General features: G+C 66.5%; 28 protein-coding genes. 11 read left to right on the top strand and 17 right to left on the bottom strand.

The window, feature by feature from the left end:
- Positions 1 to 36: 36 nt before the first annotated feature.
- From ACIUM1_RS17390 to ACIUM1_RS17400, 3 genes are all read right to left on the bottom strand, one after another.
- A complete protein-coding gene (locus tag ACIUM1_RS17390) occupies positions 37 to 1,515 on the bottom strand; it encodes a ThiF family adenylyltransferase (protein ID WP_406813868.1) in 1,479 nt (492 codons plus the stop codon).
- A gap of 68 nt (positions 1,516 to 1,583) precedes the next feature.
- The gene (locus tag ACIUM1_RS17395) at positions 1,584 to 1,961 is read right to left on the bottom strand and encodes a hypothetical protein (RefSeq protein ID WP_406813869.1); all 378 of its coding nucleotides are present in this window, start codon (positions 1,959 to 1,961) and stop codon (positions 1,584 to 1,586) included.
- Positions 1,958 to 2,380 (bottom strand): hypothetical protein, encoded by a 423-nt coding sequence (locus ACIUM1_RS17400; protein ID WP_406813870.1) that lies wholly within the window; start codon positions 2,378 to 2,380, stop codon positions 1,958 to 1,960. The genes ACIUM1_RS17395 and ACIUM1_RS17400 overlap by 4 nt, the downstream gene beginning before the upstream one ends.
- Positions 2,381 to 2,858: 478 nt before the next feature.
- Here ACIUM1_RS17400 and ACIUM1_RS17405 point away from each other — a divergent pair, with 478 nt between their 5' ends.
- The gene (locus tag ACIUM1_RS17405) at positions 2,859 to 4,016 is read left to right on the top strand and encodes a transcriptional regulator (RefSeq protein ID WP_406813871.1); all 1,158 of its coding nucleotides are present in this window, start codon (positions 2,859 to 2,861) and stop codon (positions 4,014 to 4,016) included.
- 5 nt (positions 4,017 to 4,021) lie between these two features.
- Here ACIUM1_RS17405 and ACIUM1_RS17410 read toward each other — a convergent pair whose 3' ends face one another.
- Both ACIUM1_RS17410 and ACIUM1_RS17415 read right to left on the bottom strand, forming a co-directional pair.
- Positions 4,022 to 4,555: a hypothetical protein gene (locus ACIUM1_RS17410; RefSeq protein ID WP_406813872.1), complete on the bottom strand. Its 534-nt coding sequence runs from the start codon at positions 4,553 to 4,555 to the stop codon at positions 4,022 to 4,024.
- A gap of 47 nt (positions 4,556 to 4,602) precedes the next feature.
- Complete coding sequence (locus ACIUM1_RS17415; protein WP_406813873.1) at positions 4,603 to 5,697, bottom strand: 2Fe-2S iron-sulfur cluster-binding protein; 1,095 nt, start codon at positions 5,695 to 5,697, stop codon at positions 4,603 to 4,605.
- Between the two features lie 158 nt (positions 5,698 to 5,855).
- On the opposite strand from ACIUM1_RS17415, the gene hsaA reads away from it, so the two are divergent.
- From hsaA to hsaB, 4 genes are read left to right on the top strand one after another with little or no spacing between them, the layout of a single operon-like run.
- A complete protein-coding gene (gene hsaA, locus ACIUM1_RS17420) occupies positions 5,856 to 7,040 on the top strand; it encodes a 3-hydroxy-9,10-secoandrosta-1,3,5(10)-triene-9,17-dione monooxygenase oxygenase subunit (protein WP_406813874.1) in 1,185 nt (394 codons plus the stop codon).
- A 2-nt stretch (positions 7,041 to 7,042) separates the two neighbouring features.
- Positions 7,043 to 7,918, top strand: coding sequence for a 4,5:9,10-diseco-3-hydroxy-5,9,17-trioxoandrosta-1(10),2-diene-4-oate hydrolase (hsaD, locus tag ACIUM1_RS17425; protein ID WP_406813875.1), 876 nt, complete (start codon positions 7,043 to 7,045; stop codon positions 7,916 to 7,918).
- Positions 7,915 to 8,817, top strand: a complete 903-nt coding sequence (hsaC, locus tag ACIUM1_RS17430; RefSeq protein WP_406813876.1) for an iron-dependent extradiol dioxygenase HsaC — start codon at positions 7,915 to 7,917, stop codon at positions 8,815 to 8,817. Before hsaD ends, hsaC begins: the two co-directional genes overlap by 4 nt.
- A 10-nt stretch (positions 8,818 to 8,827) precedes the next feature.
- Positions 8,828 to 9,394, top strand: coding sequence for a 3-hydroxy-9,10-secoandrosta-1,3,5(10)-triene-9,17-dione monooxygenase reductase subunit (hsaB, locus tag ACIUM1_RS17435; RefSeq protein ID WP_406813877.1), 567 nt, complete (start codon positions 8,828 to 8,830; stop codon positions 9,392 to 9,394).
- A 7-nt stretch (positions 9,395 to 9,401) separates the two neighbouring features.
- On the opposite strand, the gene ACIUM1_RS17440 is transcribed toward hsaB, so the two are convergent.
- Positions 9,402 to 9,890, bottom strand: a complete 489-nt coding sequence (locus ACIUM1_RS17440; protein WP_406813878.1) for a hypothetical protein — start codon at positions 9,888 to 9,890, stop codon at positions 9,402 to 9,404.
- A gap of 130 nt (positions 9,891 to 10,020) precedes the next feature.
- Between ACIUM1_RS17440 and ACIUM1_RS17445 the strand changes: the two genes are divergently transcribed.
- On the top strand, positions 10,021 to 10,854 hold the full coding sequence (locus ACIUM1_RS17445) for an arylamine N-acetyltransferase (RefSeq protein WP_406813879.1): 834 nt from the start codon (positions 10,021 to 10,023) through the stop codon (positions 10,852 to 10,854).
- Between the two features lie 18 nt (positions 10,855 to 10,872).
- Here ACIUM1_RS17445 and ACIUM1_RS17450 read toward each other — a convergent pair whose 3' ends face one another.
- The 5 genes from ACIUM1_RS17450 to fadD3 all read right to left on the bottom strand — a co-directional run bounded on the left by ACIUM1_RS17450 (position 10,873) and on the right by fadD3 (position 16,687).
- Positions 10,873 to 12,039 carry a pyridoxal phosphate-dependent aminotransferase gene (locus tag ACIUM1_RS17450; RefSeq protein ID WP_406813880.1) on the bottom strand — a complete coding sequence of 389 codons (1,167 nt, stop codon included), beginning with the start codon at positions 12,037 to 12,039 and terminating at the stop codon, positions 10,873 to 10,875.
- On the bottom strand, positions 12,036 to 12,986 hold the full coding sequence (locus ACIUM1_RS17455; RefSeq protein ID WP_406813881.1) for an acyl-CoA dehydrogenase family protein: 951 nt from the start codon (positions 12,984 to 12,986) through the stop codon (positions 12,036 to 12,038). Before ACIUM1_RS17455 ends, ACIUM1_RS17450 begins: the two co-directional genes overlap by 4 nt.
- Positions 12,987 to 13,065: 79 nt before the next feature.
- Positions 13,066 to 14,010 carry an acyl-CoA dehydrogenase family protein gene (locus ACIUM1_RS17460; protein ID WP_406813882.1) on the bottom strand — a complete coding sequence of 315 codons (945 nt, stop codon included), beginning with the start codon at positions 14,008 to 14,010 and terminating at the stop codon, positions 13,066 to 13,068.
- On the bottom strand, positions 14,007 to 15,152 hold the full coding sequence (locus ACIUM1_RS17465; protein ID WP_406813883.1) for an acyl-CoA dehydrogenase family protein: 1,146 nt from the start codon (positions 15,150 to 15,152) through the stop codon (positions 14,007 to 14,009). The genes ACIUM1_RS17460 and ACIUM1_RS17465 overlap by 4 nt, the downstream gene beginning before the upstream one ends.
- Positions 15,152 to 16,687, bottom strand: coding sequence for a 3-((3aS,4S,7aS)-7a-methyl-1,5-dioxo-octahydro-1H-inden-4-yl)propanoate--CoA ligase FadD3 (gene fadD3 / locus ACIUM1_RS17470; protein ID WP_406813884.1), 1,536 nt, complete (start codon positions 16,685 to 16,687; stop codon positions 15,152 to 15,154). The genes ACIUM1_RS17465 and fadD3 overlap by 1 nt, the downstream gene beginning before the upstream one ends.
- A gap of 84 nt (positions 16,688 to 16,771) precedes the next feature.
- On the opposite strand from fadD3, the gene ipdE1 reads away from it, so the two are divergent.
- The 4 genes from ipdE1 (at position 16,772) to fadA6 (ending at position 20,535) form a co-directional block, all read left to right on the top strand.
- Positions 16,772 to 17,920 (top strand): acyl-CoA dehydrogenase IpdE1, encoded by a 1,149-nt coding sequence (gene ipdE1 / locus ACIUM1_RS17475; RefSeq protein WP_406813885.1) that lies wholly within the window; start codon positions 16,772 to 16,774, stop codon positions 17,918 to 17,920.
- Complete coding sequence (ipdF, locus tag ACIUM1_RS17480; RefSeq protein ID WP_007772408.1) at positions 17,917 to 18,705, top strand: (5R,7aS)-5-hydroxy-7a-methyl-1-oxo-2,3,5,6,7,7a-hexahydro-1H-indene-carboxyl-CoA reductase; 789 nt, start codon at positions 17,917 to 17,919, stop codon at positions 18,703 to 18,705. Before ipdE1 ends, ipdF begins: the two co-directional genes overlap by 4 nt.
- Positions 18,706 to 18,770: 65 nt before the next feature.
- Complete coding sequence (gene kstR2 / locus ACIUM1_RS17485) at positions 18,771 to 19,373, top strand: TetR family transcriptional regulator KstR2 (protein ID WP_406813886.1); 603 nt, start codon at positions 18,771 to 18,773, stop codon at positions 19,371 to 19,373.
- Position 19,374: 1 nt separating this feature from the next.
- Positions 19,375 to 20,535: a steroid 3-ketoacyl-CoA thiolase FadA6 gene (gene fadA6, locus ACIUM1_RS17490; protein ID WP_406813887.1), complete on the top strand. Its 1,161-nt coding sequence runs from the start codon at positions 19,375 to 19,377 to the stop codon at positions 20,533 to 20,535.
- Between the two features lie 248 nt (positions 20,536 to 20,783).
- Here fadA6 and ACIUM1_RS17495 read toward each other — a convergent pair whose 3' ends face one another.
- From ACIUM1_RS17495 to echA20, 6 genes are all read right to left on the bottom strand, one after another.
- Positions 20,784 to 21,524, bottom strand: a complete 741-nt coding sequence (locus tag ACIUM1_RS17495; RefSeq protein ID WP_406813888.1) for a hypothetical protein — start codon at positions 21,522 to 21,524, stop codon at positions 20,784 to 20,786.
- A complete protein-coding gene (locus ACIUM1_RS17500; RefSeq protein WP_406813889.1) occupies positions 21,521 to 22,168 on the bottom strand; it encodes a SatD family protein in 648 nt (215 codons plus the stop codon). The genes ACIUM1_RS17495 and ACIUM1_RS17500 overlap by 4 nt, the downstream gene beginning before the upstream one ends.
- A 63-nt stretch (positions 22,169 to 22,231) precedes the next feature.
- On the bottom strand, positions 22,232 to 23,305 hold the full coding sequence (gene ipdC / locus ACIUM1_RS17505) for a (3aS,4S,5R,7aS)-5-hydroxy-7a-methyl-1-oxo-octahydro-1H-indene-4-carboxyl-CoA dehydrogenase (RefSeq protein ID WP_406813890.1): 1,074 nt from the start codon (positions 23,303 to 23,305) through the stop codon (positions 22,232 to 22,234).
- A gap of 85 nt (positions 23,306 to 23,390) precedes the next feature.
- Entirely contained in the window at positions 23,391 to 24,134 is a 744-nt protein-coding gene (ipdB, locus tag ACIUM1_RS17510; protein WP_406817725.1) for a cholesterol ring-cleaving hydrolase subunit IpdB, read from the bottom strand.
- Between the two features lie 8 nt (positions 24,135 to 24,142).
- The gene (ipdA, locus tag ACIUM1_RS17515; protein ID WP_406813891.1) at positions 24,143 to 25,027 is read right to left on the bottom strand and encodes a cholesterol ring-cleaving hydrolase subunit IpdA; all 885 of its coding nucleotides are present in this window, start codon (positions 25,025 to 25,027) and stop codon (positions 24,143 to 24,145) included.
- On the bottom strand, positions 25,024 to 25,782 hold the full coding sequence (gene echA20 / locus ACIUM1_RS17520; protein WP_406813892.1) for a (7aS)-7a-methyl-1,5-dioxo-2,3,5,6,7,7a-hexahydro-1H-indene-carboxyl-CoA hydrolase: 759 nt from the start codon (positions 25,780 to 25,782) through the stop codon (positions 25,024 to 25,026). Before echA20 ends, ipdA begins: the two co-directional genes overlap by 4 nt.
- A 98-nt stretch (positions 25,783 to 25,880) precedes the next feature.
- Here echA20 and ACIUM1_RS17525 point away from each other — a divergent pair, with 98 nt between their 5' ends.
- Entirely contained in the window at positions 25,881 to 26,639 is a 759-nt protein-coding gene (locus tag ACIUM1_RS17525; protein ID WP_406817726.1) for an SDR family oxidoreductase, read from the top strand.
- Positions 26,640 to 26,646: the final 7 nt, after the last annotated feature.

Raw genomic sequence — 26,646 nt, forward strand, 5'->3', positions numbered from 1 at the left:
CGGTGCGCGAGGGCATTGCTGGATGGATCGGCCTATTCAGCGGCGCGGTAAGTCATGGGCGATTCGCTGGGTCAGACTTTGCAGTGCCCGTTCGGCTCGGTCGAGCACACGCAGCCGCAACGGTAGTTTCCGGTGATTTCGTTCGGCGACAGTTCGGCGCCATTGGTCTTGAGGTTCTGTCAGTGTTGGGCGATCGTCTCCGGTCGCGGTCTCGGATTCGTAGCTGCAGTACTGCCCGGTCGTGGCAGAGGAATGTTCGAGCCGGTGTGGTGCGAGAAGGTAGCGCAGCGGTGCCGGGACGCCGCGTCCGCCGGGGTGGGCGACAAGACTTACGAACTGAGCAAGTAGGGCAGCGCTCACGCTGGCGGACAGAGCGGCAACGTTCTGACTGGCCGGAGCCGTCCTTCCACTAGCGGCGACGTAGTTAGGATCATCGAGTAGGCCCTGCTTGTCGAGGCTGAGCTCGCCGAGATCGAGTTGGCCCAAGCAGACCATGCACGGGCGGCCGGGTACAAGGGAATGCGCGCGCCAAATCCCACTACGCATCCGACCATCTGCAAAAGTGTCGAGCGCGATTCCGCCGTCGATGACTGGGATCAGATCAGCGTAGGCCGTCAGGTTCAGAACCGCCCGCGGCCATGGCCGGTCAACGCAGGAAAAGATGACATCGTAGTCAAGCGCGGAACGCAGGCCATCAGGATCGCTGACACTGCTCTCATGCATGATCGGTCTGAAACCGTCCGCGGTGGCACCCGAGGTCATGAGCCGTTCAGCGACAGCGACTTTCGCACGACCTATGGCGGCGTCAAGCCGCGTCGCGCCGATCATTCGATCCAAATTGATGGGTTCGACCGCATCGAAATCCATAACGCCGACTTCGAGCAGTCCAGTCGCGGCTAGACGCTGCGCGACATCAAGTCCGACGCTGCCGACGCCGACGACCAAGACCCGCAAGCGAGCGATCGAAGCCTGCGCTTTGTCCCCCCACGCCGACACGGTGCGCAGTTGCGATCGGGTCGGCTCCGGCACCGGCCGCTGAACGTCATTCCAGGTCACTACCAGCTTGTCGGATACGGACCGCACGGACTCGACCCAGGTGGGGCGTGTGCGTTCGAACCAGAACCGGGCCGACCACCGAACATCGCCTCCAGCCAGAGTCATGCCGACCAGGGGCATCTTCGTGTAGGCGCGGGCAACGCGTTCGTACTCGGCCTCAGTCTCGTGGTCGGTCCGGCTTAGGCCTTGCCATCCGCGACCGCCGGGATGGGAGTGCAGCAGTACTAGTCCTTCATCTCGACTACGGGCATCAGCGGCCGCGCGTAGCACATATGCACTGGTGAAAGATGCGGTTCCGTGCAGCAACCGCTCGCCGTCTAGGGGCAAGATCACGGTCTTCAGCACGGCCGTGGTCCGCTTGACCCCCGTGGACATCACGTACGTCGCGGCAAGCACATCCTCTTGGCCGTCGTCACGGTTCAAGTGCTTGCACATCGCCGCGTGCACCGCGCCGGTCATAGCCACCGAGTACCGCACGAAATCGTCTCCTGGAGCATCGGGGCCGCTTGCTCGAAGTCGAGCACGGCCTAGGCGGGTGTAACTGCCATTGACAGCAGGCCGCGCACGTGACGCAACCATGCCGTCGCCGGTGGGATCGACATGTCGGTGAAGGCGAACTGACGCGAGTGCCGTCGCCACCCGGGAGGGCAGTCCGTGGTGTCGCAGTTGGTGGCGTCGAATTCAACAGTGTCTGGCAAGTGCACCCAGTGTGGTGGCACTAGGGGCCAGTTCTGTACTTCGACCAGGCTGACACCGGTCTCGATCAACTGTCCGGCCAATGCGCCACCGACGGCGAGCACCTCGTACATCAAGCGACCAGGCTCGGCGCGTACGGGCGCCCCGGCGGCGGTCATTTCGTCGGCGAAGCGGCGCGCTGCCGAACCGGGCGGCGGCAGTTCAGTCACGCGACCGGTCCGGTGTGCTTAGCAGTGACGAACTCGTCATCATCATGGATGGTCACCATCTGATCCCCCACGAACGTCTCCGGCCCACCGGCACCATTGACCCGAGCCAAGTCGTATTTAGCCGGGTCAACCCCGGCCAGCTCCAGCAGCGCCGTAGCAGTCTGCTGGTCGTCCCAGGTGGTGTGCTGTTCGCCGTCAATGCTGAAGTGGACCTTGCGGCGCGCGCGGAATCGTTCGCCGTCGTGAAGATCGACGATCTGCTTGTCCTTGATGTGGACTTCGGCGCCGTCCTTGTCGATAAGGAACAGGTCATAGTTCTTCGGGTCGCGGCCAGCGAGGCGTAGCAACGATGCGGCTTCTTGGTAAGCGTCAGGGGTGGAGTAATCGACGTCATCGATGGTGATGTGCAGTGCGGCCATAGTCGGCCTCCTGTCCGTTCGAACACGTGTCGGCACTTCCGATCGGCGGTGCCAGCGGTATCTTTGGTGTAACTGGTAGCCGATCCTACACGATATTCCTGTTACCTAGGAGGTAATAAATCTTTCTGGCTTGGCTGTCCGCTGACTTGCGCCGCATCTGCATGACACGCGACTTGCTGATTCGGGTGTCCCCCGCTTCGGCCGATGCTGTGCGGCTGCTGCTTTCGGTTGTGGGACATGCCCCCGATCTGCGCTCGGTCGCCCGGTTGCGCAGTATGGAAGTCCTACCAGGCGACCCAGCGCTAGGGCGCGTCGTGGTTGAGCACAAGGAGGTAGTTATGCATGCCGCAGTTTTGACCAAGGGTGGCCAATTACTTCAGGGCGGCGAGGAGTTTTGGGCCGCGGCTTCGACGGAGTCTGCGCTTCGCGTGGACGATCTCTATACCGACGGTGCCAGCCTCCTCCGAGACGTCGGCTGATGTCGGGGTCAGGTTCCGACCCTGCAGTCACCTATGTGGCCGGCAGGTTCGAGCCGGATTGGGCCGTTCCGCCCGGCTCACTGATAAAAGCTGAGTTAGATGCACTTGAATACTCACAATCCGACGTAGCTGCACGGGCCAATATCAGTACTAAGCACTTCAATCAATTGCTTAACGGACACGTACCGTTGTCGCCTGAGATTGCAGTGTCACTAGAGCGCGTGCTCGGCATTGCCGCTGAGATAACTCTCAAGATGGACGCAACATGGCAAGCGGAGAAAGTTAGACGAACGTCAGCGACCACATTGGCAGGACTAGATCGATGGTTTAGCAGGTTCCCTCAGAACGTACTCAGAGATCACAGGGTTGTCGACTTCACAAAAGGAATGGCGGAACGAGTCGACGAACTTTTGCGCTTTTTCAGAGTTGCGGACGAAAAGGCATTCGACCGAATATGGCTAGCGCCGCAGGTCAATTATCGTCGCAGTCAGAAATTCACCGTCGACCCCTACGCCACGGCGCTGTGGCGCCGACTTTCTGAGGTTCAAGCCGAGAAGTTGGCGACCACTTCGGAAGAGTACGATCCAGCCGCCTTGCGTGTCGTCGCACAGCGCTTACCAGCGTTGAGCCGCTTGGAAGTCGGCCGAGGGTTCCGTGCTGCGCGGGACATGCTGTCGAGTGCCGGAGTATTGCTAGTTTTTGTCCCAGAGATCGCAGAAACTCGAATATCGGGTGCCACATGGTGGTTAACGCCATCGCACCCCATTATCGCTTTAAGTGGCAGGTATAAATTCGTGGACATCTTTTGGTTCACAATGATTCATGAAATTGCGCACGTGTTACTACACCCTAAGCGAGCGACATTCATGCATTTTGATCGCGCGAGGACTGTCGTTGACAATCACGATCAACAAGAGACGGCAGCTGATGCATTTGCTGCGGATATTTTCCTCTCCGACCGACAACGCTGTGAATTAGTACTGTTGACGACGAAAGCTGATATTGAGCGATTTGCCAATAAGACGAATTTGTCTGTTGGCGTCGTTGCAGGCCAGTATGGTCACTACACGGGTAATTGGTCCCGTTTCGGGAAGCTGCGCGAATCCGTGGATTTGGCTGCGGCAATCCTCGGACGGAATCCGCGAGCACGTGTCTAGCGGGGTCAGGAGAACGTGGTGACCGCGCAGGTGCTCGGCGACGTGATGTTGACACCGGAGTAGACCACCTGGATGTGGCTGCAGGCGATGACGTTGTTGTCCGTCTTGGGCTGGCCGGTCTGCCAATCGGTGGAGTCGATGCGCCCGTGCGTCTGGTACTTCTCCGGCGGGCCCTCGCCCATGTAGATGGTGGTGATCTCGTCAGAACCCATCGACTTCATCACCCGCTCGTACTGGCCGTCGGCGTGCGCGTCCAGGTATGCCAGCCGGTTCGAGGACCGGATCTCGGTGGTCTGCCGGGCCCAGAGGCCGGGCGGGAAGCCGGTCACCCCGTCGGGAGTCAGCATGTCCGCCCCGGCGGTGAAGTCGCAGTGGCCGTCGGCTTTGAAGCAATTGAGGATGACGCGCGTCTCCAATTGATTGGGTCCGTCCAGCGGGAACAGCGTGGTGGCGGTGTTGCTCGCCGCGGCGCACACCGCGTTGGGCAACAACATGGGTAGCACCGCGACGACTGCGAATCCCGATACCAGCCGCATCATCGATGCTCCCCTTTTCTCTGACCCCAGGCTGAACCTAACCCCGGCGACTATTCGTCGTAGGTGACTTCTACCGAATCAGATTCCGGGTGCGATTGACAGGCCAGGATCAGGCCCTCGTCCAGATCCTGCTGCTCGAGCACGTCGTTGACCTCCATGCTCACGTTGCCCTTGCGTAAGGTGCACGCACACGCGCCGCAGTGACCCTCGCGGCAGGAGAAGGGCGCATCGAGGCCCTTGGCCAGCAGCACGTCGAGCAGCTTGGCGTTGCGCGGCCACGACACGGTGTGGGTTTCACCGTCCAGCTCGACCACCGCGGTCGCCGGCGGTTCGTCACCCTCGGCGGTGTCGGAGATCTTCACCGCCGCGAACGGGTCGGAGTCCAACGACTTGAACACCTCGATATGTATCTGCGGCGCAGGCACTTTCAGCGTCTCCAGGGCTTGTCTCGCCGAATCCATGAAAGCGCCAGGACCGCAGATGTAGACGGGCCGATCCGTGTAGGGAGCGGCCAGTTTCGCCAGGGCGGGCACGCTGGGCAGGCCCTGCAGCGATTCCAGCCAGTGCAGCACGGTGAGCCGGTCGGGATATTTGGCGGACAGCTCGCGCAGCGCGTCGGAGAAGATCACCGACTTCTCGTCACGGTTGGCGTAGACCAGCGTCACCTGCCCGCTGCCCTCGGCCAGCGCCGACTTGCAGATCGACATGATCGGGGTGATGCCGCTGCCCGCGGCCATCAGCAGGAAGTCGTCGCCCAGCGTTTTGGGGACGAAGTTGCCCGACGGGGCCAACACATGGATCCGCATGCCCGCCTTGGCGTGGTCGCACAGCCAATTGGACGCGTAACCGTCCGCGGTTCGTTTGACCGTGACCGTGAGCGCGTCGTCGGTGAACGGCGAGCTGCACAACGAATAGCAGCGGGCCACCGAACCGGTGCGCTCGCTGGGAATGCGCAGCGTCAGGAACTGGCCCGGCGCGTACCGCAGCCGCTCGGGCGGGATGTCGGGGTCGCCGGCATCGTCTGGTACCGCGAACACCAGCGAGCGCGCATCGTCGGTCTCGGCGATGACCTCGGCGACCTGCAGCTCCAGGACGTGGTCACCCAACGGTTCGTCGGGTGCTTGGTCCAGATCCGCCTCGGTCAAGGCCCGTCCCTTCCTCTCGATGCAACTAGAACATGTTATAGAAACGTGGATTCGTATCGCTACCAGCCGCAGGAATACCCTGCTCGACACAAATCGGAACGTGTTCTAGTCTCTGGTGTAAGTCCGCTGAGTAAGTCTGGCGCAGGAGGCAAACGTACGTGACGTCCATTCAACAGCGTGATGCGCAGTCCGTTTTGGCTGGCATCGATGATCTGCTCCCGCAGATTCGGGAACGCGCTCAGGCGACGGAAGATCTTCGGCGACTGCCCGACGAGACCGTTCAGGACCTCCAGGATGTGGGCTTCTTCACGCTGTTGCAGCCCGAGCAGTGGGGCGGGTTGCAGTGCGATCCGACGCTGTTCTACGAGGCGGTGCGGCGGCTGGCCAGCGCGTGCGGCTCCACCGGCTGGGTGAGCTCGATCATCGGTGTGCACAACTGGCACCTGGCGCTGTTCGACCAGCAGGCGCAGGAAGAGGTCTGGGGCGAGGATCCCAAGACCAGGGTCTCGTCGTCGTATGCACCGATGGGTGCGGGCGTGGTGACCGATGGCGGTTACCTGGTGAACGGCGCCTGGAACTGGTCCTCGGGTTGTGACCACGCCACGTGGGCGTTCCTCGGCGGTCCGGTGATCAAGGACGGCCGCCCGGTCGACTTCGGCTCTTTCCTGATCCCGCGCAGCGAGTACCGCATCGACGACGTGTGGCACGTCGTCGGGTTGCGCGGCACCGGCAGCAACACCGTCGTCGTCAAGGACGTGTTCGTGCCGCGGCACCGCTTCCTGTCCTACAAAGCGATGAACGACGGTACCGCCGGCGGATACCGGACCAACACCGCCGCGGTGTACAAGATGCCTTGGGGCACAATGCATCCCACCACGATCTCGGCCCCGATCGTGGGCATGGCCTACGGCGCGTACGACGCGCACGTCGAGCACCAGGGCAAGCGGGTGCGCGCCGCGTTCGCCGGCGAGAAGGCCAAGGACGATCCGTTCGCCAAGGTCCGCATCGCCGAGGCGGCCAGCGACATCGACGCGGCCTGGCGCCAGCTGAGCGGCAACGTCGCCGACGAGTACGCGCTGCTGTCGGCCGGCAAGGAGATCCCGTTCGACCTGCGTGCCCGCGCTCGCCGCGACCAGGTCCGCGCCACCGGCCGTGCGATCGCCTCCATCGACCGGCTGTTCGAGGCATCCGGCGCCACCGCGCTGGGCAATGACCAACCGGTGCAACGGTTTTGGCGAGACGCGCACGCCGGACGGGTGCACGCGGCCAACGACCCCGAGCGGGCCTACCAGATCTTCGGGAACAACGAGTTCGGGTTGCCGCCCGGCGACACCATGGTCTAGGCATGACCGCAACCGAGGAACTCACGTTCGAGTCCACCTCGCGCTTCACCGAGGTCGACGTCGACGGACCGCTGAAGTTGCACTACCACGAGGCCGGGGTGGGCAACGAGCAGACGGTGGTGCTGCTGCACGGCGGCGGCCCGGGCGCGGCGAGTTGGACGAACTTCTCCCGCAACATCCCGGTGCTGGCCGAGCGGTTTCACGTGCTGGCCGTCGACCAACCCGGCTACGGCCACTCCGACAAGCGCGCCGAGCACGGCCAGTTCAACCACTACGCGGCGCGCGCGCTCAAGGGCCTGTTCGACCAGTTGGGCCTCGGACGCGTTCCGCTGGTCGGGAATTCGCTGGGTGGCGGCACCGCGGTGCGGTTCGCCCTCGACTACCCGGACCGGGCCGGGCGCCTGGTGCTGATGGGGCCGGGTGGCGTGAGCGTCAACCTGTTCGCCCCCGACCCGACCGAGGGCGTCAAACGGCTGGGCAAGTTCTCCGCCGAGCCCACCCGCGAAAACCTGGAGGCGTTCCTGCGGGTGATGGTCTACGACCAGAAACTGATCACCGACGAACTGATCGACCAGCGTTTCGAGTTGGCCAGCACGCCCGAATCGCTGACGGCGACCCGCGCGATGGGAATGTCGTTCGCCGGAGCCGATTTCGAGCTCGGGATGATGTGGCGCGAGGTGCACCGGCTGCGTCAGCCGGTGCTGCTGATCTGGGGCCGCGAGGATCGGGTCAACCCACTGGACGGCGCCTTGGTCGCACTGAAAACCATTCCGCGCGCACAGCTGCACGTTTTCGGGCAATGTGGGCACTGGGCGCAGGTGGAGAAGTTCGACGAGTTCAACAAGCTCACCATCGATTTCCTGGGAGGTGCGCGATGAGCATCCGCTCGCTGGGCTATCTGCGTATCGAGGCCACCGACATGGCGGCCTGGCGCGACTACGGCCTGAAGGTCCTCGGCATGGTCGAGGGCAAGGGCGCTACCGAGGGTGCGCTGTATCTGCGGATGGACGATTTCCCCGCCCGCCTGGTGATCGTGCCCGGGGAGCAGGACCGGCTCATCGAAGCCGGTTGGGAGTGCGCGAATGCGGCTGGGCTGCAAGAGATTCGCAACCGGCTCGATGTCGAGGGCACTCCCTACAAGGAGGCTACCGCCGCCGAACTGGCCGATCGCCGGGTCGACGAGATGATCCGGTTTTCCGATCCGTCCGGCAACTGCCTGGAGGTTTTCCACGGCGCCGCGCTGGAACACCGCCGCGTGGTCAGCCCGTACGGGCACAAGTTCGTCACCGCCGAGCAGGGCCTGGGGCACGTGGTGCTGACCACCCGCGACGACGAAGAGACGTTGCACTTCTACCGGGATGTGCTGGGCTTCAAGTTGCGTGACTCGATGCGGCTGCCGCCGCAGGTGGTCGGCCGGCCCGCCGACGGGCCGCCGGCCTGGCTGCGCTTCCTGGGCTGCAACCCGCGCCACCACAGCCTGGCCTTCATGCCCGGACAGACCCCCAGCGGCATCGTGCACCTGATGGTCGAGGTGGAGGAAGCCGACGACGTGGGCCTGTGCCTGGACCGGGCGCTGCGCCGCAAGGTGCCGATGTCAGCGACCCTGGGCCGCCACGTCAACGACCTGATGCTGTCCTTCTACATGAAGACGCCCAGCGGATTCGACATCGAATTCGGTTGCGAGGGAAGGCAAGTCGCCGACGACGATTGGATCGCCCGGGAAAGCACGGCGATCAGCCTGTGGGGCCACGACTTCAGCGTCGGCTTCAAGGGGTAATTTCGAAGTCATGACTGCCGCGCCGATCGACCCGCGCACGTTCCGCAGCGTGCTCGGCCAGTTCTGCACCGGGATCACCATCATCACCACCGTGCACGACGACGTTCCGGTCGGCTTCGCTTGCCAGTCCTTCGCGGCGCTGTCGCTGGACCCGCCGCTGGTGCTGTTCTGTCCCACCAAGGTGTCGCGGTCGTGGAAGGCCATCGAAGCCAGTGGCCGATTCTGTGTCAACATGCTGACCGAACAGCAGAAGCACATCTGCGCCCGGTTCGGCTCCAAGGAGCCCGACAAGTTCGCCGGGATCGACTGGCACCCTTCCGCGCTCGGTTCGCCCATCATCGACGGTTCGCTGGCCTACATCGACTGCACGGTGGCTTCCGCGCACGACGGCGGCGATCACTTCGTGGTTTTCGGTGCGGTGCAAGCTCTTTCGGAGGCACCGAAGATCAAGCCGCGGCCGCTGCTGTTCTATCGCGGCGAATACACCGGCATCGAGCCGGACAAGACGACGCCGGCGCAATGGCGCGACGACCTGGAAGCTTTCCTGACCACCACCACCCAGGACACCTGGCTATAGCGATCTTCTACCTGGGCGCGGCGCGATGACCGCCGCCCTCGCGGTCATTGCCCGACAGGTTAACCGTGGGCGAGTTGTCCGGCATCGGCTGCTCCTGGCTCCACGCGGCGTCGCGGTCCGCGCCCTCCTCGCCGACGGCTGAGTCCTTCTCCGCCTTCACCCTCGGGTCCAGGCTGTCCGCCCGCTGCAACTGCTCGTCGAGTTGTTCGCGCGAGGACGTCACTTCGCTCTGATGCGCCGACGCTCGATCCTGCAGCCGGGCGGCTTCGGCCGCCTTGGCCTCGGCTTCCGCTTGTGCAGCACGGGCTTTCGCTGCCGTCTCCGCGGCCAGCGCCGCGCGGCGCTCCACCTTGGCGGTCTCCACTTTGGCTTGTTCGCGAATCCTCTCGGCTTCCCGTGCGCGGCGGCGCCTGCTCGCGGTGCGGGCGGCGATGACGAGCGCGACGATCACGAGAACGGCCACGACTGCGGCAATGATGATCCATACGGTGTTCATGACGGGCTCCAGTTATCGGTATTGGCAGCGCTAAGGCCCCAATCTGGCGGGTTGCCCTATTCGACAGGAACCAAACTACCGATGCCGAGGCCCGCTGCGTCGGGCGATCACCGCGGGCCAGAATGGTGTCATGACGCTGGATCTGAGCGCGTACTTCGACCGCATCGGTTACCGCGGTGCCGCCGAGCCGACCCTCGAGGTGCTGCAGGATCTGATGACCGCGCACACCGGTTCGATCCCGTTCGAGAACCTCGACCCGTTGATGGGCGTGCCGGTCGACGACCTGAGTCCGGAGGCGTTGACCGACAAGCTGGTCCGGCGGCGCCGCGGCGGCTACTGCTACGAGCAGAACGGGCTGATGGGGTACGTGCTGACCGAGATCGGGTTCCGGGTGCGGCGGTTGGCCGGCCGGGTGGTCTGGATGCTGCCGCCCGACAGGCCGGTGGGCGCCCAGACGCACACCGTGCTGGCGGTGACGTTCCCCGGTTCACAGGGTCCGTTCCTGGTCGACGTCGGCTTTGGTGGCCAGACGCTGACCTCTCCGATCCGCTTACAAATTGGCAACGCCCAGCAGACCACCCATGAGCCGTACCGGCTGAACGACCGCGGCGACGGCCTGGTCCTGCAAGCCCTGGTCCGGGACGAGTGGCAACCGCTGTACATCTTCGGCACCCAGACCGTGCCGCCGATCGATCTCAGGGTGGGCAGCTGGTATGTGTCGACGCATCCGACGTCGATGTTCGTGACCGGCCTGATGGTCGCGAAGACCACCGGCGACGCCCGCTACAACCTGGCCGGCCGGGACCTGACCATCCACCGCAGCGACGGCAGCGAGAAGATCCGGCTGGACGACGCGGCCGCGGTCGTCGATGTGCTGGGTGAACGGTTCGGCATCGACGTGTCGGGTATCGGCGACCGTGCTGCGCTCGAGGCGCGCATCGCGCAGGTGCTCGACGACGCCTAGGCGCCCGGCCGGCTTTCGCTAGCGGGCCGACAGCCAAGGGCCGAGCCGGCGCAGCGCCTCCTCGATGTCGTTCGTCGGCCCCGCGAAGGACAGCCGCACGTAGGAATTCCCGCGCGCGGTGTCGAAGTCGATGCCCGGTGCGATCGCAACGCCGGTCTCTTCCAACAGCTTTGAACAGAACCCGATCGAGTTGTCGGTGAATTCAGAGACGTCGGCATATACGTAAAAGGCGCCGTCGGTAGGGGCCAGGCGCTCGACACCGATGCTGCGCAGCCCGTCCAGCACCAGTGAGCGATTGGCCGCGTAGTGGTGCAGGTGACCGTCCGCTTCGGCGGTGGCCTCCGGGGTGAAGGCCGCCACCGCGGCCAGTTGTGACAGCACCGGCGGGCAGATGGTGAAATTCCCGGTGAGGCAGTCCACCGCGCGGCGTAACTCGGCCGGCACCAGCAGCCAACCCAGCCGCCAGCCCGTCATCGCGTAGTACTTCGAAAAGCTGTTGACCACTACGGCATTTCGTGACGTCTGCCACGCGCAGCTGGTCTGCGGCGCTCCGTCGTAGACCAGGCCGTGGTAGACCTCGTCGCTGATCAGCCGCGCCCCGGACGCATCGCACCAGGAGGCGATGGCGGCCAGCTCCGCGGGCTCGATGACCGTGCCCGTCGGGTTGGCCGGGCTCGCCACGATGACGCCCTGCACCGGGGGGTCGAGCTCGGCGAGCATCTGCGCGGTCGGCTGGAAGCGGGTCTGCGGTCCGCAGGGGATCTCCACCACCTCACAGCCCAACGCCGACAAGATGTTTCGGTAGCACGGGTAGCCGGGGCTGGCCAGCGCCACCCGATCGCCGACGTCGAAGCAGGCCAGGAAGGTCAGCAGGAAGCCACCCGAGGAGCCGGTGGTGATCACCACCGCGTCGGCTTCGACGTCGAGCCCGTGTTGGCGCTGGTAGTCCGCCGCGATCGCGGCGCGCAGCTCTGGGATGCCCAACGACACCGAGTAACCCAGTTCGTTGGAATGGACGGCGGCGGCCGCGGCCGCTCGCACCGGCTCGGGCGCCCCCACGCTGGGCTGGCCCGCCGACAGGTTGACCAGGTCGCCGTGGCTGCGCTGGCGTTCCGCGGCGGCCAGCCAGACATCCATCACATAGAAGGGTGGGATGCCGGCGCGCAGCGAGACACGGTCGGTCACGGCGTCTTGAGTACCTCGGATTCCAGCCGCCTAAGCAGTTCTTGCGGCGGATCCAGCAGGTGCCCGCTGCCGTGCGCACGCTTGAAGTACAGGTGCATGTCGTGTTCCCACGTGATCGCGATGCCCCCGTGTAGCTGGATGCCCTCGGCGGCCACGGTGTTCAGCGCCTCGGTGGCGGCCAGGCGGGCGGCGGCGGCGTTGGTGGGGGTGGGGTTTTCGCACGCCTCGGCGACGACGGCCTTGGCCGCGGCGACGGTGACGTACTCCTCGGCCATCCGGTGCTTGAGGGCCTGGAAGCTGCCGATCGGCCGGCCGAACTGCACCCGGTCCTTGGTGTATTCGACGGTCAGTTCCAGGCAGCGTTCGGCCGCGCCGATCTGCTCGGCGGCCAGCAGGACGGCCGCCTGGTCCGCCAATCCCGGGTCGGACCCGATCGGCTCGGTCTGCTCCGCTTCGACCCGTGCCAGGCGCCGGGTCGGGTCCATGGTGGTGACGGGCTGGGCGGCGAAGCGGGTCCACCTGTTCAGCCGGCCGTCCTCGACGGCGACCACCACATCGGCGATATCGCCGTTCACCACATAATCGGCATCGAGCACCAGCGCACCGATCGAGGCGCCCTCGGCGAGGCGTTCCAGCGTTGCGGCGTCCGGCTCGGGCGCGCTCAGCAGCGCCAGCTCGGCCAGCGTGGTGCCCAGCAGCGGGGAGGGCACCAGGGCGCGGCCGAGCTCCTGCAAAACGACTGCGGCATCGGCCAATTCGCCGCCGGCGCCACCCAACTCCTCGGGTATCACCAGGGCCGCGGCGCCGACCTGCTCGCACAGCAGTTGCCAGAGTGATTGGTCGTATCCGCGGTCGGATTCCATGGCCGTGCGCACGGCGGCCGGGCCGGCGTGCTTGGCGACCAAAGCGGCGACGGTCTCGCGGAGTAGCTCGCGTTCCTCAGTCATGGGCGCCGCTCCTCTCCCCCGCAAGCGGGAGGTGCCCCCACATCGCTTGTGCTCCGCATCGTCGCGGCGCGCGTCATGGTCATAGCGCCTCCAGCACTCGCCGCCGATGGTCCGCCGGCGTCCCCCAGGCCGACCGCAATGCCTGCACCCGCAGCAGCAACAGCGACAGGTCGTGCTCCTGGGTGAAACCGATTGCGCCGTGGGTCTGCAACGCCGACCGCGCCGCCAACAGCCCCGCCTCGGAGGCGGCCGCCTTGGCCGCGCTGACATCGCGCGGGTCCATCGTCAGCGCCGCGCCGTACACCAGCGGCCGGGCCAGTTCGATGGCGATGTGCACGTCGGCAAGCTTGTGCTTGATCGCCTGATACGAGCCGATCACACGGCCGAACTGGGTGCGTTGCTTGGCGTAGTCGACGGCGCCGTCGCGCAGCGCTTCGGCCGCACCGATCAGCTGGGCCGCGGTGGCCAATGCACCGAACTCGTAGGCGCGCTTGATGTCCGCGCGCCACGCCTGGCCGGTGGCGGTCACGTCGAAGAGTTTCCGGCTGGGGTCGACGGACTCGTGGACCTCACCGGGCGTTGCTTCGGTAACGCCGTCGCCGCTGGCCAGCAATACCAGCCCGGCCGCTTCGGCGTCCACCGCGCGCGGTGTCTGCGGCGGCAGCGCGACGGTGGCGATCAGCTCACCGGAGGCCAACCCGGCGCATCGGTCGGCTCGATCTCCAGAGGCGAGCAAAACCGGTGCCACAGCGATGGATTCGGCCACCGGACCCGGTACGCACCAACGCCCGAGCCGCTCGATGGCGACGACCAGGTCGACCGGATGGGCCTCGAGGCCGTCGAACTTCTCCGGCACGGCCAGGGCGGTGACGCCCAGGTTGGCCAGCTGCTCCCACACCTTGCGGCCCGGTGCGGTATCGCCCGCGGACCACGCGCGCACCGCGCCGGGCAGGTCCGCCGCGCCCAGTGCCGCGTCGATGCTGGCCGCGAAGTCGCGCTGCTGTTCGTCTAGCGCAAATTTCACTTCTTGCCCCCGGACTTCTCGCGCGGCAGGCCCAGCAGCCGCTCGGAGATGATGTTGCGCTGGATCTCGTTGGTACCGGCGTAGATCGGTCCGCCCAACGCGAACAGCAGACCCTCGGTCCACCGGCCGGCGAGCTCTCCGTCGGCGGCGAGGAGGTCGAGCGCGGTCTGGTGCAATTCGACGTCGAGGTCAGACCAGAACACCTTGGTCACCGACGATTCGGCACCCAGCTCGCCGCCGAGGGCCAGCCGGGTCACCGTGCCGAAGGTCTGCAGCCGATAGGCCTGCGCTTTGATCCAGCCGTCGGCGACCCGGTCGGCGAATGCGTCGGGTGAGCCAATGTCCTTCCACAGCTGCACCACCCGCTCGGCGGTGGCCAGGAAGCGGGCCGGGCTGCGCAGCGACATGCCGCGCTCGTTGCTCGACGTGCTCATGGCCGCGCGCCAGCCCTGGTGCGGGGCGCCGATGACGTCCTCGTCGGGCACGAAGACGTCGTCGAGGAAGATCTCGCCGAAGCCGGTGTCACCGCCGAGCTGCACGATGGGCCGCACCGTGACGCCCTTGGCCTTCAGGTCGAACATGAAGTACGTCAGCCCGTTGTGTCGCTCGGCGTCGGGGTCGGAGCGAAACAGCCCAAAACCCCGCTCCGCGAACGGCGCTCGCGAGCTCCAAATCTTCTGGCCGTTGAGCAGCCAGCCGCCTTCGGTCTGAGTGGCGGTGGACCGCAGCGACGCCAGGTCGCTGCCGGATTCGGGCTCCGACCACGCCTGCGCCCAGATCTCTTCGCCGCTCGCCATTTTCGGCAGGATGCGCATCCGCTGCTCCTCGGTGCCGTGCGCGAACAGCGTCGGCGCCAGCATCGAGGTGCCGTTGGCGCTGGCTCGGCCCGGCGCCCCGGCCCGGAAGTACTCTTCCTCGAACACCACCCAGTGCAGCAGTGGCGCGTCGCGGCCACCGTACTTGCGGGGCCAGTTGATCACCGAGAGGCCGGCGTCGAACAGTACGCGGTCCCAATGCCGATGCTGGGCAAAGCCTTCAGCGTTGTCGTATGACTTGGTCGGGATCGCATCGGCGTTGGCCGAAAGGAATTCCCGCACCTCCGCCTGGAAGGCCAGGGTTTCTTCGTCGAGTTCCAGATCCATCAGCCTTGCTCTCGCAGTTGTGGTTTGACCACCTTGCCGCCGGCATTGCGCGGCAACGCGTCGACGAACCGCACCGATCTCGGTGCCTTGAAGTTCGCCAAATGCTCACGGGTGTAAGCGATCACAGATTGCTCGTCGAGTTGGGCACCGGGCCGGGTAACCAGATACGCGCGTCCGACTTCGCCGAGCCGCTCGTCGGGAACTCCGATCACCGCGACGTCGGCCACGCCCTCCATCCGCGCCAGCACTTGCTCGACCTCCGCGGGGTAGACGTTGAATCCACCGCAGATGTACATGTCTTTCAGCCGATCGGTGATGCGCAGGTTACCGGCGGCGTCGACGGTGCCGATGTCACCGGTGTGCAGCCACCCGTCGGCGTCGATCGCGGCCGCGGTGGCCTCCGGGTCTTCCAGATAGCCCAGCATCACGTTGGGTCCGCGCAGCAACACCTCGCCCGATTCCCCGGGTGCCGCTGCGTCGATGCGCAATTCGAAGTCGGCGAACGGTCTTCCGCAGGTGGTGGCGACGGTGACGGCGTCGTCGTCGGCGCGGCACATGGTGCCCATGCCGTTGGCCTCGGTCAGCCCGTAGGCGGTGAGCACGATGTCGATGTCGAGCTCGGATTGCATGCGCTCGACCAGCACGACGGGCACGGTCGCGGCGCCGGTGACGGCGAACCGCAGCGAGCTCAGGTCGTAGTCCTTGCGTGCCGGATGATCCAGCAGCGTCTGGTAAATCGTGGGCGGTCCGGGCAGCACGGTGATGCGGTGCCGCTCGATGGCTTGCAGCGCGCGCAGCGGGTCGAAGGTCAGGTGCGGGATCAGCGTCGCGCCGGTCTGCAGGCAGGCCAGGATGCCGGCCTTGTAGCCGAAATTGTGGAAGAACGGGTTGATGCACAGATAGCGGTCGTCACTGGTGATCTTGCCGTTGGCCGCCCAGGCCGCCGACGCCGACAGCGACTGACGGTGGGCGCACAACACGCCTTTGCTGCGGCCGGTGGTACCGGACGTGAAGAGAATGTCGCTCACGTCATCGGGTTCGACGGCGGATGCGCGAGCGGCGACCGCGCCGAGGTCGGTGCCGCGGGCGACGAATTCGTCCCAGGTTCCGTCGTCAGCGTCGATCGGGATCCGCACGACGTGCCGCAGCGCGGGCAGTGCGGCACGGTCCAGGTCGGCAAGCCGGTCGTTGCCCAGGAACCGGCCCATCCCGAACAACACCGGCGCGCCGGTTCGGGCCAGAATGTCGCTGGCCTCGGCGGCGGTGTAGCGGGTGTTCAGTGGCACCATCGCCGCCCCGGCGTGGTGGACCGCCAGGCAGGCCACCACCCAGTGCCAGGTGTTCGGCGACCAGATGGCCACCCGGTCACCCGCCTGCACACCGAGGTCGATGAGGGCGGCGGCGGCCCGGTGCACCTCGTCGCGCAGGGCGGCGGCCGTGAACGACCGCTCGTCGGTGATCAGCGCGTCGTGATCGGGGAGCCGGTCGGCGAAACGATCCAGCGCCGCGGGCACCGTGCGCGGATCGTTGGTCATCAATGCTCCTAGCGAGTTCCGTCCGCGAAGCGCAGCCACCGACGGCCTAACAAAGCAAGTGCTTGGTAGGTTAGCCTACAGGGCATGCAGGACGTCGAGGAGTTCCGGGCGGAGGTCCGGCAGTGGCTCGCCGACAATCTGGTCGGCGAATTCGCGGCTCTCAAGGGCCTCGGCGGGCCCGGACGCGAGCACGAGGCGTTCGAAGAGCGCCGGGCATGGAATCAGCACCTGGCCAAGGCCGGGCTGACCTGCCTGGGCTGGCCGGTCGAGCACGGCGGCCGGGGGCTGTCCACCGCGCACCGGGTCGCCTTCTACGAGGAGTACGCCAAGGCCGACGCCCCGGACAAGGTCAACCACTTCGGCGAGGAGCTGCTCGGCCCCACGCTGATCGCCTTCGGCACACCCGAGCAGCAGCAGCGTTTCTTACCCAAGATCCTCGACGTCACCGAGCTGTGGTGCCAGGGCTACTCGGAGCCCGGCGCCGGCAGCGACCTGGCCAACGTGGCGACCACGGCGGAGCTCGACGGCGACGAGTGGGTGATCAACGGCCAGAAGGTGTGGACATCGTTGGCGCACTGGGCGCAGTGGTGCTTCGTGGTCGCGCGCACCGAGAAGGGCTCCAAGCGCCACGCCGGGCTGTCGTATCTGCTGGTGCCGCTGGATCAGCCGGGCGTGCAAGTCCGCCCGATCATCCAGCTGACCGGTGACTCGGAATTCAACGAGGTGTTCTTCGACGACGCCCGCACCGAGGCTCACCTGGTGGTCGGCGAGCCCGGCGACGGCTGGCGGGTCGCGATGGGGACCCTGACCTTCGAGCGCGGCGTGTCGACGCTGGGACAGCAGATCCGTTACGCCCGTGAGCTTTCCAACCTGGCCGAGCTCGCCCAGCGCACCGGCGCCGCCGACGACCCGTCCATCCGCGAGCGGCTCACCCGGGCGTGGACCGGGCTGCGCGCGATGCGCAGCTACGCGCTGGCCACCATGGACGTCGAGCAACCCGGCCAGGACAACGTGTCGAAGCTGTTGTGGGCCAACTGGCATCGTGATCTGGGTGAGCTGGCCATGGACGTCATCGGCAAGCCGGGACTGGTGCTGGCCGACGGAGAGTTCGACGAGTGGCAGCGGCTGTTCTTGTTCAGCCGCGCCGACACCATCTACGGCGGATCCAACGAGATCCAGCGCAACATCATCGCCGAGCGGGTGCTCGGCCTACCTCGAGAGGTAAAGGGATGAGCCTGTCCGAAGCCCCGAAAGAGATTGCCGGACACGGACTTCTGCAGGGCAAGGTGGTGGTGGTGACGGCGGCCGCCGGCACCGGCATCGGCGCGTCGACGGCGCGACGGGCGCTGGCCGAGGGAGCCGACGTGGTGATCTCCGATCACCACGAGCGCCGGCTGGGGGAGACCGCTGACGAGCTGGCCGCGCTGGGACAGGGCCGGGTCGAAAGCGTGCTGTGCGACGTGACGTCGACGGCGCAGATTGATGCGCTGTTCGCGTCGGCCACCGCGCGGATGGGACGCATCGACGTTTTGGTGAACAACGCCGGGCTGGGCGGGCAGACGCCGGTGGTCGACATGACCGACGAGGAATGGGACCGCGTCCTGGACGTGACCCTCACGTCGGTGTTTCGCGCCACCCGCGCGGCGCTGCGCTACTTCCGCGACGCGCCGCACGGCGGGGTGATCGTCAACAATGCCAGCGTCCTCGGCTGGCGGGCCCAGCACTCGCAGTCGCACTATGCCGCCGCCAAGGCCGGCGTGATGGCGTTGACCCGTTGCAGCGCAATCGAAGCCGCCGAATACGACGTGCGGATCAATGCGGTGTCGCCGAGCATCGCGCGGCACAAGTTTCTGGAGAAGACGTCGTCGTCGGAGCTGCTCGACCGGCTGTCGGCCGGCGAAGCCTTCGGGCGCGCCGCCGAGCCGTGGGAGGTGGCGGCCACCATCGCCTTCCTCGCCAGCGACTACTCCAGCTACCTCACCGGCGAAGTCATCTCGGTATCCAGCCAGCACCCGTGAGGGTGCCCGGGGACGGGAAACCGGCCTCGGTGGCCAAGCAAGCGCTTGGTTGATACTCTGGTCGGGTGGACCGAATGCCCGGTCAGGCCAACAGCCGGCGAGACGAGCTCTTGGAGCTCGCCGCGACGATGTTCGCCGAGCGCGGGTTGCGCGCCACCACCGTGCGCGATATCGCCGACAGCGCCGGCATCCTGTCCGGCAGTCTGTATCACCACTTCTCTTCCAAAGAGGAGATGGTCGACGAGGTCTTGCGCAGTTTCCTGGACTGGTTGTTCGCACGCTACCGCGAGATCGTAGACAGCGAGGCCAACCCCCTGGAGCGGCTCAAAGGATTGTTCATGGCCTCGTTCGAGGCGATCGAGCACCGGCATGCCCAAGTGGTCATCTACCAGGACGAGGCCCAGCGGCTGCTGTCCCAGCCCCGGTTCGCCTACATCGAGGACATGAACCGGCAGCAGCGCAAGATGTGGCTCGAGTTGCTCAACCAGGGCGTCGAGCAGGGCTATTTTCGCCCCGACCTCGACGTCGACCTGATCTACCGCTTCATTCGGGACACCACCTGGGTGTCGGTGCGCTGGTATCAGCCGGGCGGGCCGCTCACCGCCGAACAAGTCGGTCAGCAATACCTCGCCATCGTTCTTGGCGGGATCACCAACGAAGGAGTCTGAAATGGCTGAGGCGTACGTCATCGACGCTGTGCGTACCGCGGTCGGCAAGCGCGGCGGATCGCTGGCCGGGATTCACCCGGTGGATCTCGGCGCCCTGGGATGGCGCGGGCTGCTCGACCGGGTCGACGTCGATCCCGCCGCCGTTGACGACGTGATCGCCGGCTGCGTCGATGCCATCGGTGCGCAGGCGGGCAACATCGCCCGGCTCTCGTGGCTGGCCGCCGGCTATCCCGAAGAGGTCCCCGGCGTCACGGTCGATCGGCAGTGCGGCTCCAGCCAGCAGGCTATTTCCTTTGGCGCACAGGCGGTTCTGTCCGGCACGGCCGACCTGATCGTCGCCGGTGGCGTGCAGAACATGAGCCAGATCCCGATCTCGTCGGCCATGACGGTGGGCGAGCAGTTCGGATTCACCTCGCCCACCAACGAGTCCAAGCAGTGGCTGCACCGCTACGGCGATCAGGAGATCTCGCAGTTCCGCGGATCCGAGCTGATCGCCGAGAAGTGGAACCTGTCGCGCGAGGAGATGGAGCGCTACGCGCTGACCAGTCACGAGCGCGCGTTCGCGGCCATCCGCGGCGGCCACTTCGACAACGAGATCATCACCGTCGAAACGGAATCCGGGCCGTTCCGGGTGGACGAGGGTCCGCGCGAGTCGTCGCTGGAAAAGATGGCCGGGCTCAAGCCGCTGGTCGAGGGCGGCCGGCTGACGGCGGCCATGGCCAGCCAGATCTCCGACGGCGCCAGCGCGGTGCTGCTGGCGTCCGAAAAGGCGGTCAAGGAACACAATTTGACGCCGCGGGCCCGCATCCACCACATCAGCGCCCGCGCCGCCGACCCGGTCTTCATGCTGACCGGGCCCATCCCGGCCACCCGCTACGCGCTGGACAAGGCCGGGCTGTCCATCGACGACATCGACACCGTCGAGATCAATGAGGCGTTCGCGCCGGTGGTGTTGGCGTGGCTCAAGGAGATCAAGGCGGTCCCGGAGAAGGTCAACCCCAACGGCGGCGCGATCGCGCTCGGTCACCCGCTGGGCGCCACCGGGGCCAAGTTGTTCACCACCATGCTCAACGAGCTGGAGCGCATCGGTGGTCGCTACGGCCTGCAGACGATGTGCGAGGGCGGCGGCACGGCGAACGTCACGATCATCGAGCGGTTGTAACCCGCTGCGCCGACTGGTCTTTCGACGCGACACTTAAACCACGCACACGACGCGCCGTGAATGGTGTGCGTGGTTTAAGTCTCGAGGCACGGCGCACGCGTCTCATCTTCCGCCCAGGGGTGATCGCGGACTTCAGTTTGGCCGCCGTTCCGCAGCCGGGGAATCCCCGCCCGCCGCTGGTGCGTGTCCGTTCCAAACTGGCCATTGCGAACTAGGCGTTGAGTCCTGCAGCCTGACCGCATTGCGGCTTATCGCGTCGCCACCACCAGTCCGATGCTGCCCAGCGCGAGCAGCCAGCTCGTGAAGCTGCCGACCAGGAAGTACTCGGTCACCTCGTCGATCCCGACGCCGCCGTTGCGGTCGGTCTGGGCGTTCAATTCCGGAAACCGGATGATGCCCTTGGCCGCCACGACGGCGCTGGCCGCGGCCACCTGTCCGCCGACGCCGAGGCTCAGGATCAGCAGGCGTTCCAGCGGTCCGAGCAGCCGACCACCCTTCAGCCGGTCCGACGGCTGCGGCTCACCGGCCGGGCGCACCGCGCCCACCGAGCCAAGGACCAAGCGCACCAGCTGATTTGCGGTGGCGAACTGCACCACAACCACGCCGGCGAGCATCAGCAGCCGGGTGGGTGTGACATGGCCGACCGGCAGGTGTGCCCAGGCCGACCACCGCCCGACGACGCCGTTGACGGGCGAGGACCAGCCGGACAACACCGCCAGCAGCGCCAGCGCGGCGCCGAACACGGCCAACGGTGCACCCTGGGCGGTGCCGCTACGCTCGCTCCGCGCGCACAGCCATTCCCAGGCGACGACGGCCGCGGCCGCCAACGTGAGTAATGCAATGTCACCGGCATGCCACAGCGCCCCGAGCGCCGCGCATGCCAGCAGGACGACCGGTCCGATCAACAGCGGCGGCCAGACGGCGCGGCTCGCTCGCCGGCAGAGGTCGGCCACCCCGAGTGCGATGAGCAGTACCGCGATGGCGCTCACGGCAGACTCCGAAGATATTGGCTGGCAAGGATAATCAGGTCCAGGCCGTCGCGGTTCGCGCGCTGCGATACCGCCGACGGGCTGATGCCCTCATCGGCGGCGAGCTCCTTTTTGGTCCGGCCTGCCATCAGTCCCCGCACAATCCGTAACGATCTCTCATCGAGCGATCCAAGCAGATGGTCCCGACAGATCAGGGCCGCGTTGATCGCGGCGGTGTCGCTGCGAGTCTCGGTTTCCGCCCGGAACGTCGTGCGTACCAGCGTGAAGCCCGGCTGCCGCTGAGCCGCCGCGGTCTGCTGGATGGCCTCTCGCGCGGTCCACCAGCCCGGCCCGTCCTGGATTCCGGCGTCGGCATCGAGGACGGTGATCGCGCCCCAGCCGATGCCGAACCGGACGTCGATTTCGGGGCCGACCGCCAGCCGCAGCGACAGGGCTGCATCGATCGCTGCTCCCACGGTCGGGTAGCTGCCCTGAAACTCGTCGCCAACGGTGAACGCCGGCGGGTCGACTGCGTCCCGGGCGACCTGCCGCAGCGCGCTCGCCAGGACCCGGTGCAGCTCGGAGCGGTCGGCGGCGCGCCGGGACCCCACGACGTCCCCGATGAGTGTCGCGCGTGGTGAAGTGTCCCGCTTCATCCCGACCATTTGAAGATTATAGCTTAATTATGCGGAGATTTAGCTAGTAGCTTCACCGGCGCGGTCCCGGGGTTAAGGCCCCTCGATCAGCCCGGATGCGGCCTGCAGGTGCTTGACGGCGTCGCGCACGATCGACTCGATCAGCTCGGCGCACGACGGCAGGTCCTCGAGAATGCCGGCCACCTGCCCGGAAGCCAGCACGCCGGCTTCGGTGTTGCCGTCAACCAGGCCGGCTTTCAACAGCATTGGGGTGTTGGCCGCCATCACCACCTGCGACCAGGTCAACTCCTTGCCGCGGCGCATCGCCAGGCCGTCGCTGATCATCGACCGCCAGGTCATCTGCGACATGTGCTTGAACTTGGCCGCATTGCGCACCGCCGCGGTGAGTCCGCGTACCGGCGAACCGCCTTCCAGCTTTTCGACCAGACCGGTGCGCAGCACCCGGTGCGGCATGCCGTCGACACGCGTGGTGACGACGGTGCCGTCCAGCGCCGCTTCCAGGTAGCGGCGTTTCACCGCGTCGGGCACCGTCGAATCCGAGGTGAGCAGGAAGCGGGTGCCCATCGCGACGCCGGCGGCGCCGTAGCTCAACGCGGCCGCCAGGCCGCGACCGTCGAAGAAGCCGCCCGCCGCGATCACCGGAATGCCGCTGCCCTGCACTGCGTCCAGCACCGAGGGCAGCAGCAAGGTGGTGGCGACCGGGCCGGTGTGCCCGCCGCCCTCGCCGCCCTGCACGATCATCGCGTCGGCGCCCCAGCTCGCCACCTTGCGCGCGTGTTTGGCCGCGCCGATCGACGGAATGACCACCGCGCCGGCCTCTTTGAGGCGGGCGATCAGTTCCTGCTTGGGCGCCAGGGCGAAGGAGGCGACTCTGACGCCTTCGCGGATCATCAACTCGACGCGGTCACCGGCGTCGGCGGCGTCGGCGCGCATGTTCACCCCGAACGGCTTGTCGGTGGCGGCCTTGACCTTCTTGATGGCCGTCGCCAGCTCGTCCAGCGTCATGGTGGCCGAGGCCAGGATGCCCAGCCCGCCGGCGTTGGCGGTGGCCGCGACCAGCCGCGCGCCGGCCACCCAGCCCATGCCGGTCTGGACCACCGGGTGCTCGACACCGACCAGCTCGGTCAGCGGCGTGCGTAACTTCATCGCCACCGCCGACGATGCAGTGGTGATACGCCCCCAGGAGCGGGAGGTGCTCCCAACCGCTTGCGGGGATGAGGAGGCGAAATCATCATGATCGGATCTCTCTGTCGCGCAATGCCTTTGGATCGATGACCTCACGGATCAGGTGCAGCTCGTCATCGGTGGGCAGTCGGGTCTCCGCGGCGCCGTCCAGGCCGTCGATGTCGAACGACGTGTTCTCGGCGACGTCGTCGGGCGAGACGCCGGGATGCAGGGACACCGCCCGCATGGTGCGGTCCGGTCCGCCGAAGTCGAACACGCCGAGGTTGGACACCACCCGGTAGGTGTTGGCGAAGCGGAAGGCCGGGTTGTCGGCATCGACGTTGTCCCAGCCGATTCCGCAGACGACGTCGACCTTCTCGCAGAACACCCGTTTGGAGTGGTTGCCCACCCAGTAGCTGGTCGCGTGGTTGATGGCATTGCCGGGCGCGCCGCGGACGCCGAACATCTGACGTTTGGGTTGCTGCAGCGGACCGAACGCCGAGATGTTCTGATTGCCAAAGCGGTCAACCTGATTGGCGCCCATCACCACGTGACGCCGGCCCCAGGCCAGGGTTTCGAAGACCCGGCCGAACGGCATCCAGCCCTCGACGGGAGCGGACGCGCCCAGGGCCGGCGTCTCGGCCAGCAGCTGCGCCTCTCCGTCGGTCAACAGGATGTCCGGTGAAAAGGTCAACCGGGCCAGTCGTGCGCCCACCGAGGCCATGTTCGTCATCGGGCTGACCATGATTTCGCCGGCATCCCGGAACAATTCGGCGCAGGCGACCGCGCAGATCTCGGGTCGAGTGATCACATCGCCGCTCATGAAGAGGCCTCCTCTTGGAAAGCGCGCACGGCCGCCTGGTAGTCCTCTTCGCTGCCCGACAAAAAGGTCTGCACGAACTGCTGCCAACCCTCGTCGGTGGCGGCCGCTTCGGCGTAGTGCCGCTGGAATTTCTCGTCACGGCCGTAATCCGGTGCGGCGGTGGTGAAGTGGGCGCCCCCGGGTGCCTCGACCACGCCGTCGACCATCATCCGGTTCACCAGCAGCGCCTGCGGGGGGACCGCCTTGACCAACTCCTGGGTGGACACGACGCGCTCCACCGACAGGAAGCGCTGCTCGGCGGCCATCAGAAACAGGTCGTCGAAGTACGGGTCGATCCCGGTGTAGGCCGCATTGCCTTGCGCGTCGGCGAGATTGAGGTGCGCGAACGCGGCGTCGAGGCGCAGCGCCGGCATCGCGATCAGGGTCTCGTGCCCGCCGCCGGGCGTGGGATAGGGGCTGGTCACCGTCTGTAGCTCGCCCTGCCAGAAGTCGGGCACCGAGCTGCCCAGCCCGGCCCGAATCGGCAGGAATGGCAGGCGTTGTGCGGCGGCCTGCAGACCGCAGCGCAGCATGCCTTCGTCCATCTCGCGGGCTTCGATAGCGCCGTGGGTGCGGGCTTTGGCGAACCAGGGGTCGTAGAACGGCGGCGAGTCCAGCGAGACGAATCCGTAGTAGACCCGCTTGACCTTGCCGGCCGAGCACAGCAGCCCCAGGTCCGGCCCACCGTAGGTGACCACGGTCAGGTCGGTGATGTCGGTGCGCAGCAGCGCACGCACGAACGCCATCGGCTTGCGCCGTGATCCCCAGCCGCCGATACCGATCGTCATGCCGCTGCGCAACTGCGCGACGGCCTCATCGACGGTGGTTCTCTTGTCGCTCAAGACTTCTCACCCTTCGTCGTGCCGGCGAACGCGTCGCGGTGCTCGTCGGACACCCCGGCGAGGTTGAGTTCGAACGTAAAGCCTTGCTCCATGCGGTAACTGGAGTTGACCCGCTGCACGTCGATCAGGTTCAGCGCCTCCTTGGCCGCCCGGATGACGCGGGTGTCCTTGGCGGCGATGTCGCGGGCGACCCGCAGGGCGGCCTCGTCGAGCTCGTCGCGCGGCACCACCTCGTGCACCGAACCGAAGTGGTGCAACGTCGCGGCGTCGACGGTGGCCGCGGTGAAGAACAGCCGCCGCATCAGGTGCTGCGGAACCAGTCGCGACAGGTGTGTCGCCGCGCCCAGCGCGCCGCGTTCCACTTCCGGCAGCCCGAAGGTGGCGTCGTCGGAGGCCACGATGACGTCGGAGTTGCCGACCAGGCCGATGCCGCCGCCGACGCAGAATCCGTTGACGGCGGCGACGACGGGCACCGCACACTCGTAGACAGCGCGGAATGCGGCGAAGCAGCCGCGGTTCGCGTCGATCAGCGCGGTGAATCCCTCGGTGCGCTGCATCTCCTTGATATCGACCCCGGCGTTGAAGCCGCGGCCCTCGGCGCGCAGGATCACCACGTGGGTGTTGGGGTCTTGGCCGGCCGCGGTGATGGCATCGGCAAGTTCGAACCAGCCGCGCGACGGGATGGCATTGACGGGCGGGAAGTCGACGGTGACCGCGACGATGCCCGGTTCGGTGATGGTGGATGTGATGGGCAAGGCGCCACTTCCTTGTGGGGTAACTACCTAAGCAAGCACTTGCTTGGTACGCTAGCACAGTGACTCGCGCCGAAGCAGGCCCCCCAGGTTTGGAAGCCATCAACTTGGGGCTGGCCGGGCGGGTGGTTCTCGTCACCGGCGGTGTGCGTGGGGTCGGCGCCGGCATCAGCGCCGTTTTCGCCCGGCAGGGCGCCACCGTCGTCACCTGCGCGCGACGAGCGGTCGAGAGATTGCCCTACGAATTTCACTCCTGCGACGTCCGCGACGACGGCGCCGTCAAGGCATTGATCGACACCATCGTGGACCGGCACGGGTGCCTCGACGTCGTCGTCAACAATGCCGGGGGATCGCCCTACGTGCCGACCGCGGAGTCCAGCGCCAAGTTCAACCGCAAGATCATCGAGCTCAATCTGATTGGTGCGCTGTCGGTTTCGCAGCACGCGAACGCCCACATGCAAAGCCAGCAGCACGGCGGGTCGATCATCAACATCTGCAGCCTCAGCGGCCGCCGCCCCTCTCCCGGAACGGGCGCCTACGGCGCGGCCAAGGCCGGCCTGGAAAGCCTCACCCAGACCCTGGCGGTGGAATGGGGCCCGAAGGTCCGGGTGAACGCCTGCGTGGTCGGCATGGTGGAGACCGAGCAGTCCGAACTGTTCTATGGGGATGCCGACTCGATAGCCGCGATCTCGAAGAATGTGCCGCTCGGCCGGCTGGCGCAGCCTGCCGATATTGGTTGGGCCGCAGCCTTTCTGGCTTCCGACGCGGCGTCCTATATCAGCGGGGCCTCGTTGGAGGTGCACGGCGGCGGCGAGCCTCCGCACTATCTGGCCACCACGAACGCGAGCGCGATCAAGTAGAGGAGAC

This window comes from Mycobacterium sp. M23085 (assembly GCF_045343915.1).
Lineage (GTDB): Bacteria > Actinomycetota > Actinomycetes > Mycobacteriales > Mycobacteriaceae > Mycobacterium.

What these genes read in the sequence shown, in the direction of transcription:
- ipdE1 (WP_406813885.1), top strand. Translation starts at nt 16,772, where the DNA reads ATGCAGGACGTCGAGGAGTTCCGGGCGGAGGTCCGGCAGTGGCTCGCC.
- hsaB (WP_406813877.1), top strand. Translation starts at nt 8,828, where the DNA reads ATGACTGCCGCGCCGATCGACCCGCGCACGTTCCGCAGCGTGCTCGGC.
- ACIUM1_RS17410 (WP_406813872.1), bottom strand. Translation starts at nt 4,555, where the DNA reads ATGATGCGGCTGGTATCGGGATTCGCAGTCGTCGCGGTGCTACCCATG.
- ipdC (WP_406813890.1), bottom strand. Translation starts at nt 23,305, where the DNA reads ATGAAGTTACGCACGCCGCTGACCGAGCTGGTCGGTGTCGAGCACCCG.
- hsaC (WP_406813876.1), top strand. Translation starts at nt 7,915, where the DNA reads ATGAGCATCCGCTCGCTGGGCTATCTGCGTATCGAGGCCACCGACATG.
- ACIUM1_RS17445 (WP_406813879.1), top strand. Translation starts at nt 10,021, where the DNA reads ATGACGCTGGATCTGAGCGCGTACTTCGACCGCATCGGTTACCGCGGT.
- ACIUM1_RS17440 (WP_406813878.1), bottom strand. Translation starts at nt 9,890, where the DNA reads ATGAACACCGTATGGATCATCATTGCCGCAGTCGTGGCCGTTCTCGTG.
- ACIUM1_RS17405 (WP_406813871.1), top strand. Translation starts at nt 2,859, where the DNA reads ATGTCGGGGTCAGGTTCCGACCCTGCAGTCACCTATGTGGCCGGCAGG.
- ACIUM1_RS17465 (WP_406813883.1), bottom strand. Translation starts at nt 15,152, where the DNA reads ATGGATCTGGAACTCGACGAAGAAACCCTGGCCTTCCAGGCGGAGGTG.
- ACIUM1_RS17500 (WP_406813889.1), bottom strand. Translation starts at nt 22,168, where the DNA reads ATGGTCGGGATGAAGCGGGACACTTCACCACGCGCGACACTCATCGGG.
- ipdF (WP_007772408.1), top strand. Translation starts at nt 17,917, where the DNA reads ATGAGCCTGTCCGAAGCCCCGAAAGAGATTGCCGGACACGGACTTCTG.
- fadA6 (WP_406813887.1), top strand. Translation starts at nt 19,375, where the DNA reads ATGGCTGAGGCGTACGTCATCGACGCTGTGCGTACCGCGGTCGGCAAG.
- fadD3 (WP_406813884.1), bottom strand. Translation starts at nt 16,687, where the DNA reads ATGACCAACGATCCGCGCACGGTGCCCGCGGCGCTGGATCGTTTCGCC.
- hsaD (WP_406813875.1), top strand. Translation starts at nt 7,043, where the DNA reads ATGACCGCAACCGAGGAACTCACGTTCGAGTCCACCTCGCGCTTCACC.
- ACIUM1_RS17400 (WP_406813870.1), bottom strand. Translation starts at nt 2,380, where the DNA reads ATGGCCGCACTGCACATCACCATCGATGACGTCGATTACTCCACCCCT.
- ACIUM1_RS17455 (WP_406813881.1), bottom strand. Translation starts at nt 12,986, where the DNA reads ATGACTGAGGAACGCGAGCTACTCCGCGAGACCGTCGCCGCTTTGGTC.
- ACIUM1_RS17390 (WP_406813868.1), bottom strand. Translation starts at nt 1,515, where the DNA reads ATGACCGGCGCGGTGCACGCGGCGATGTGCAAGCACTTGAACCGTGAC.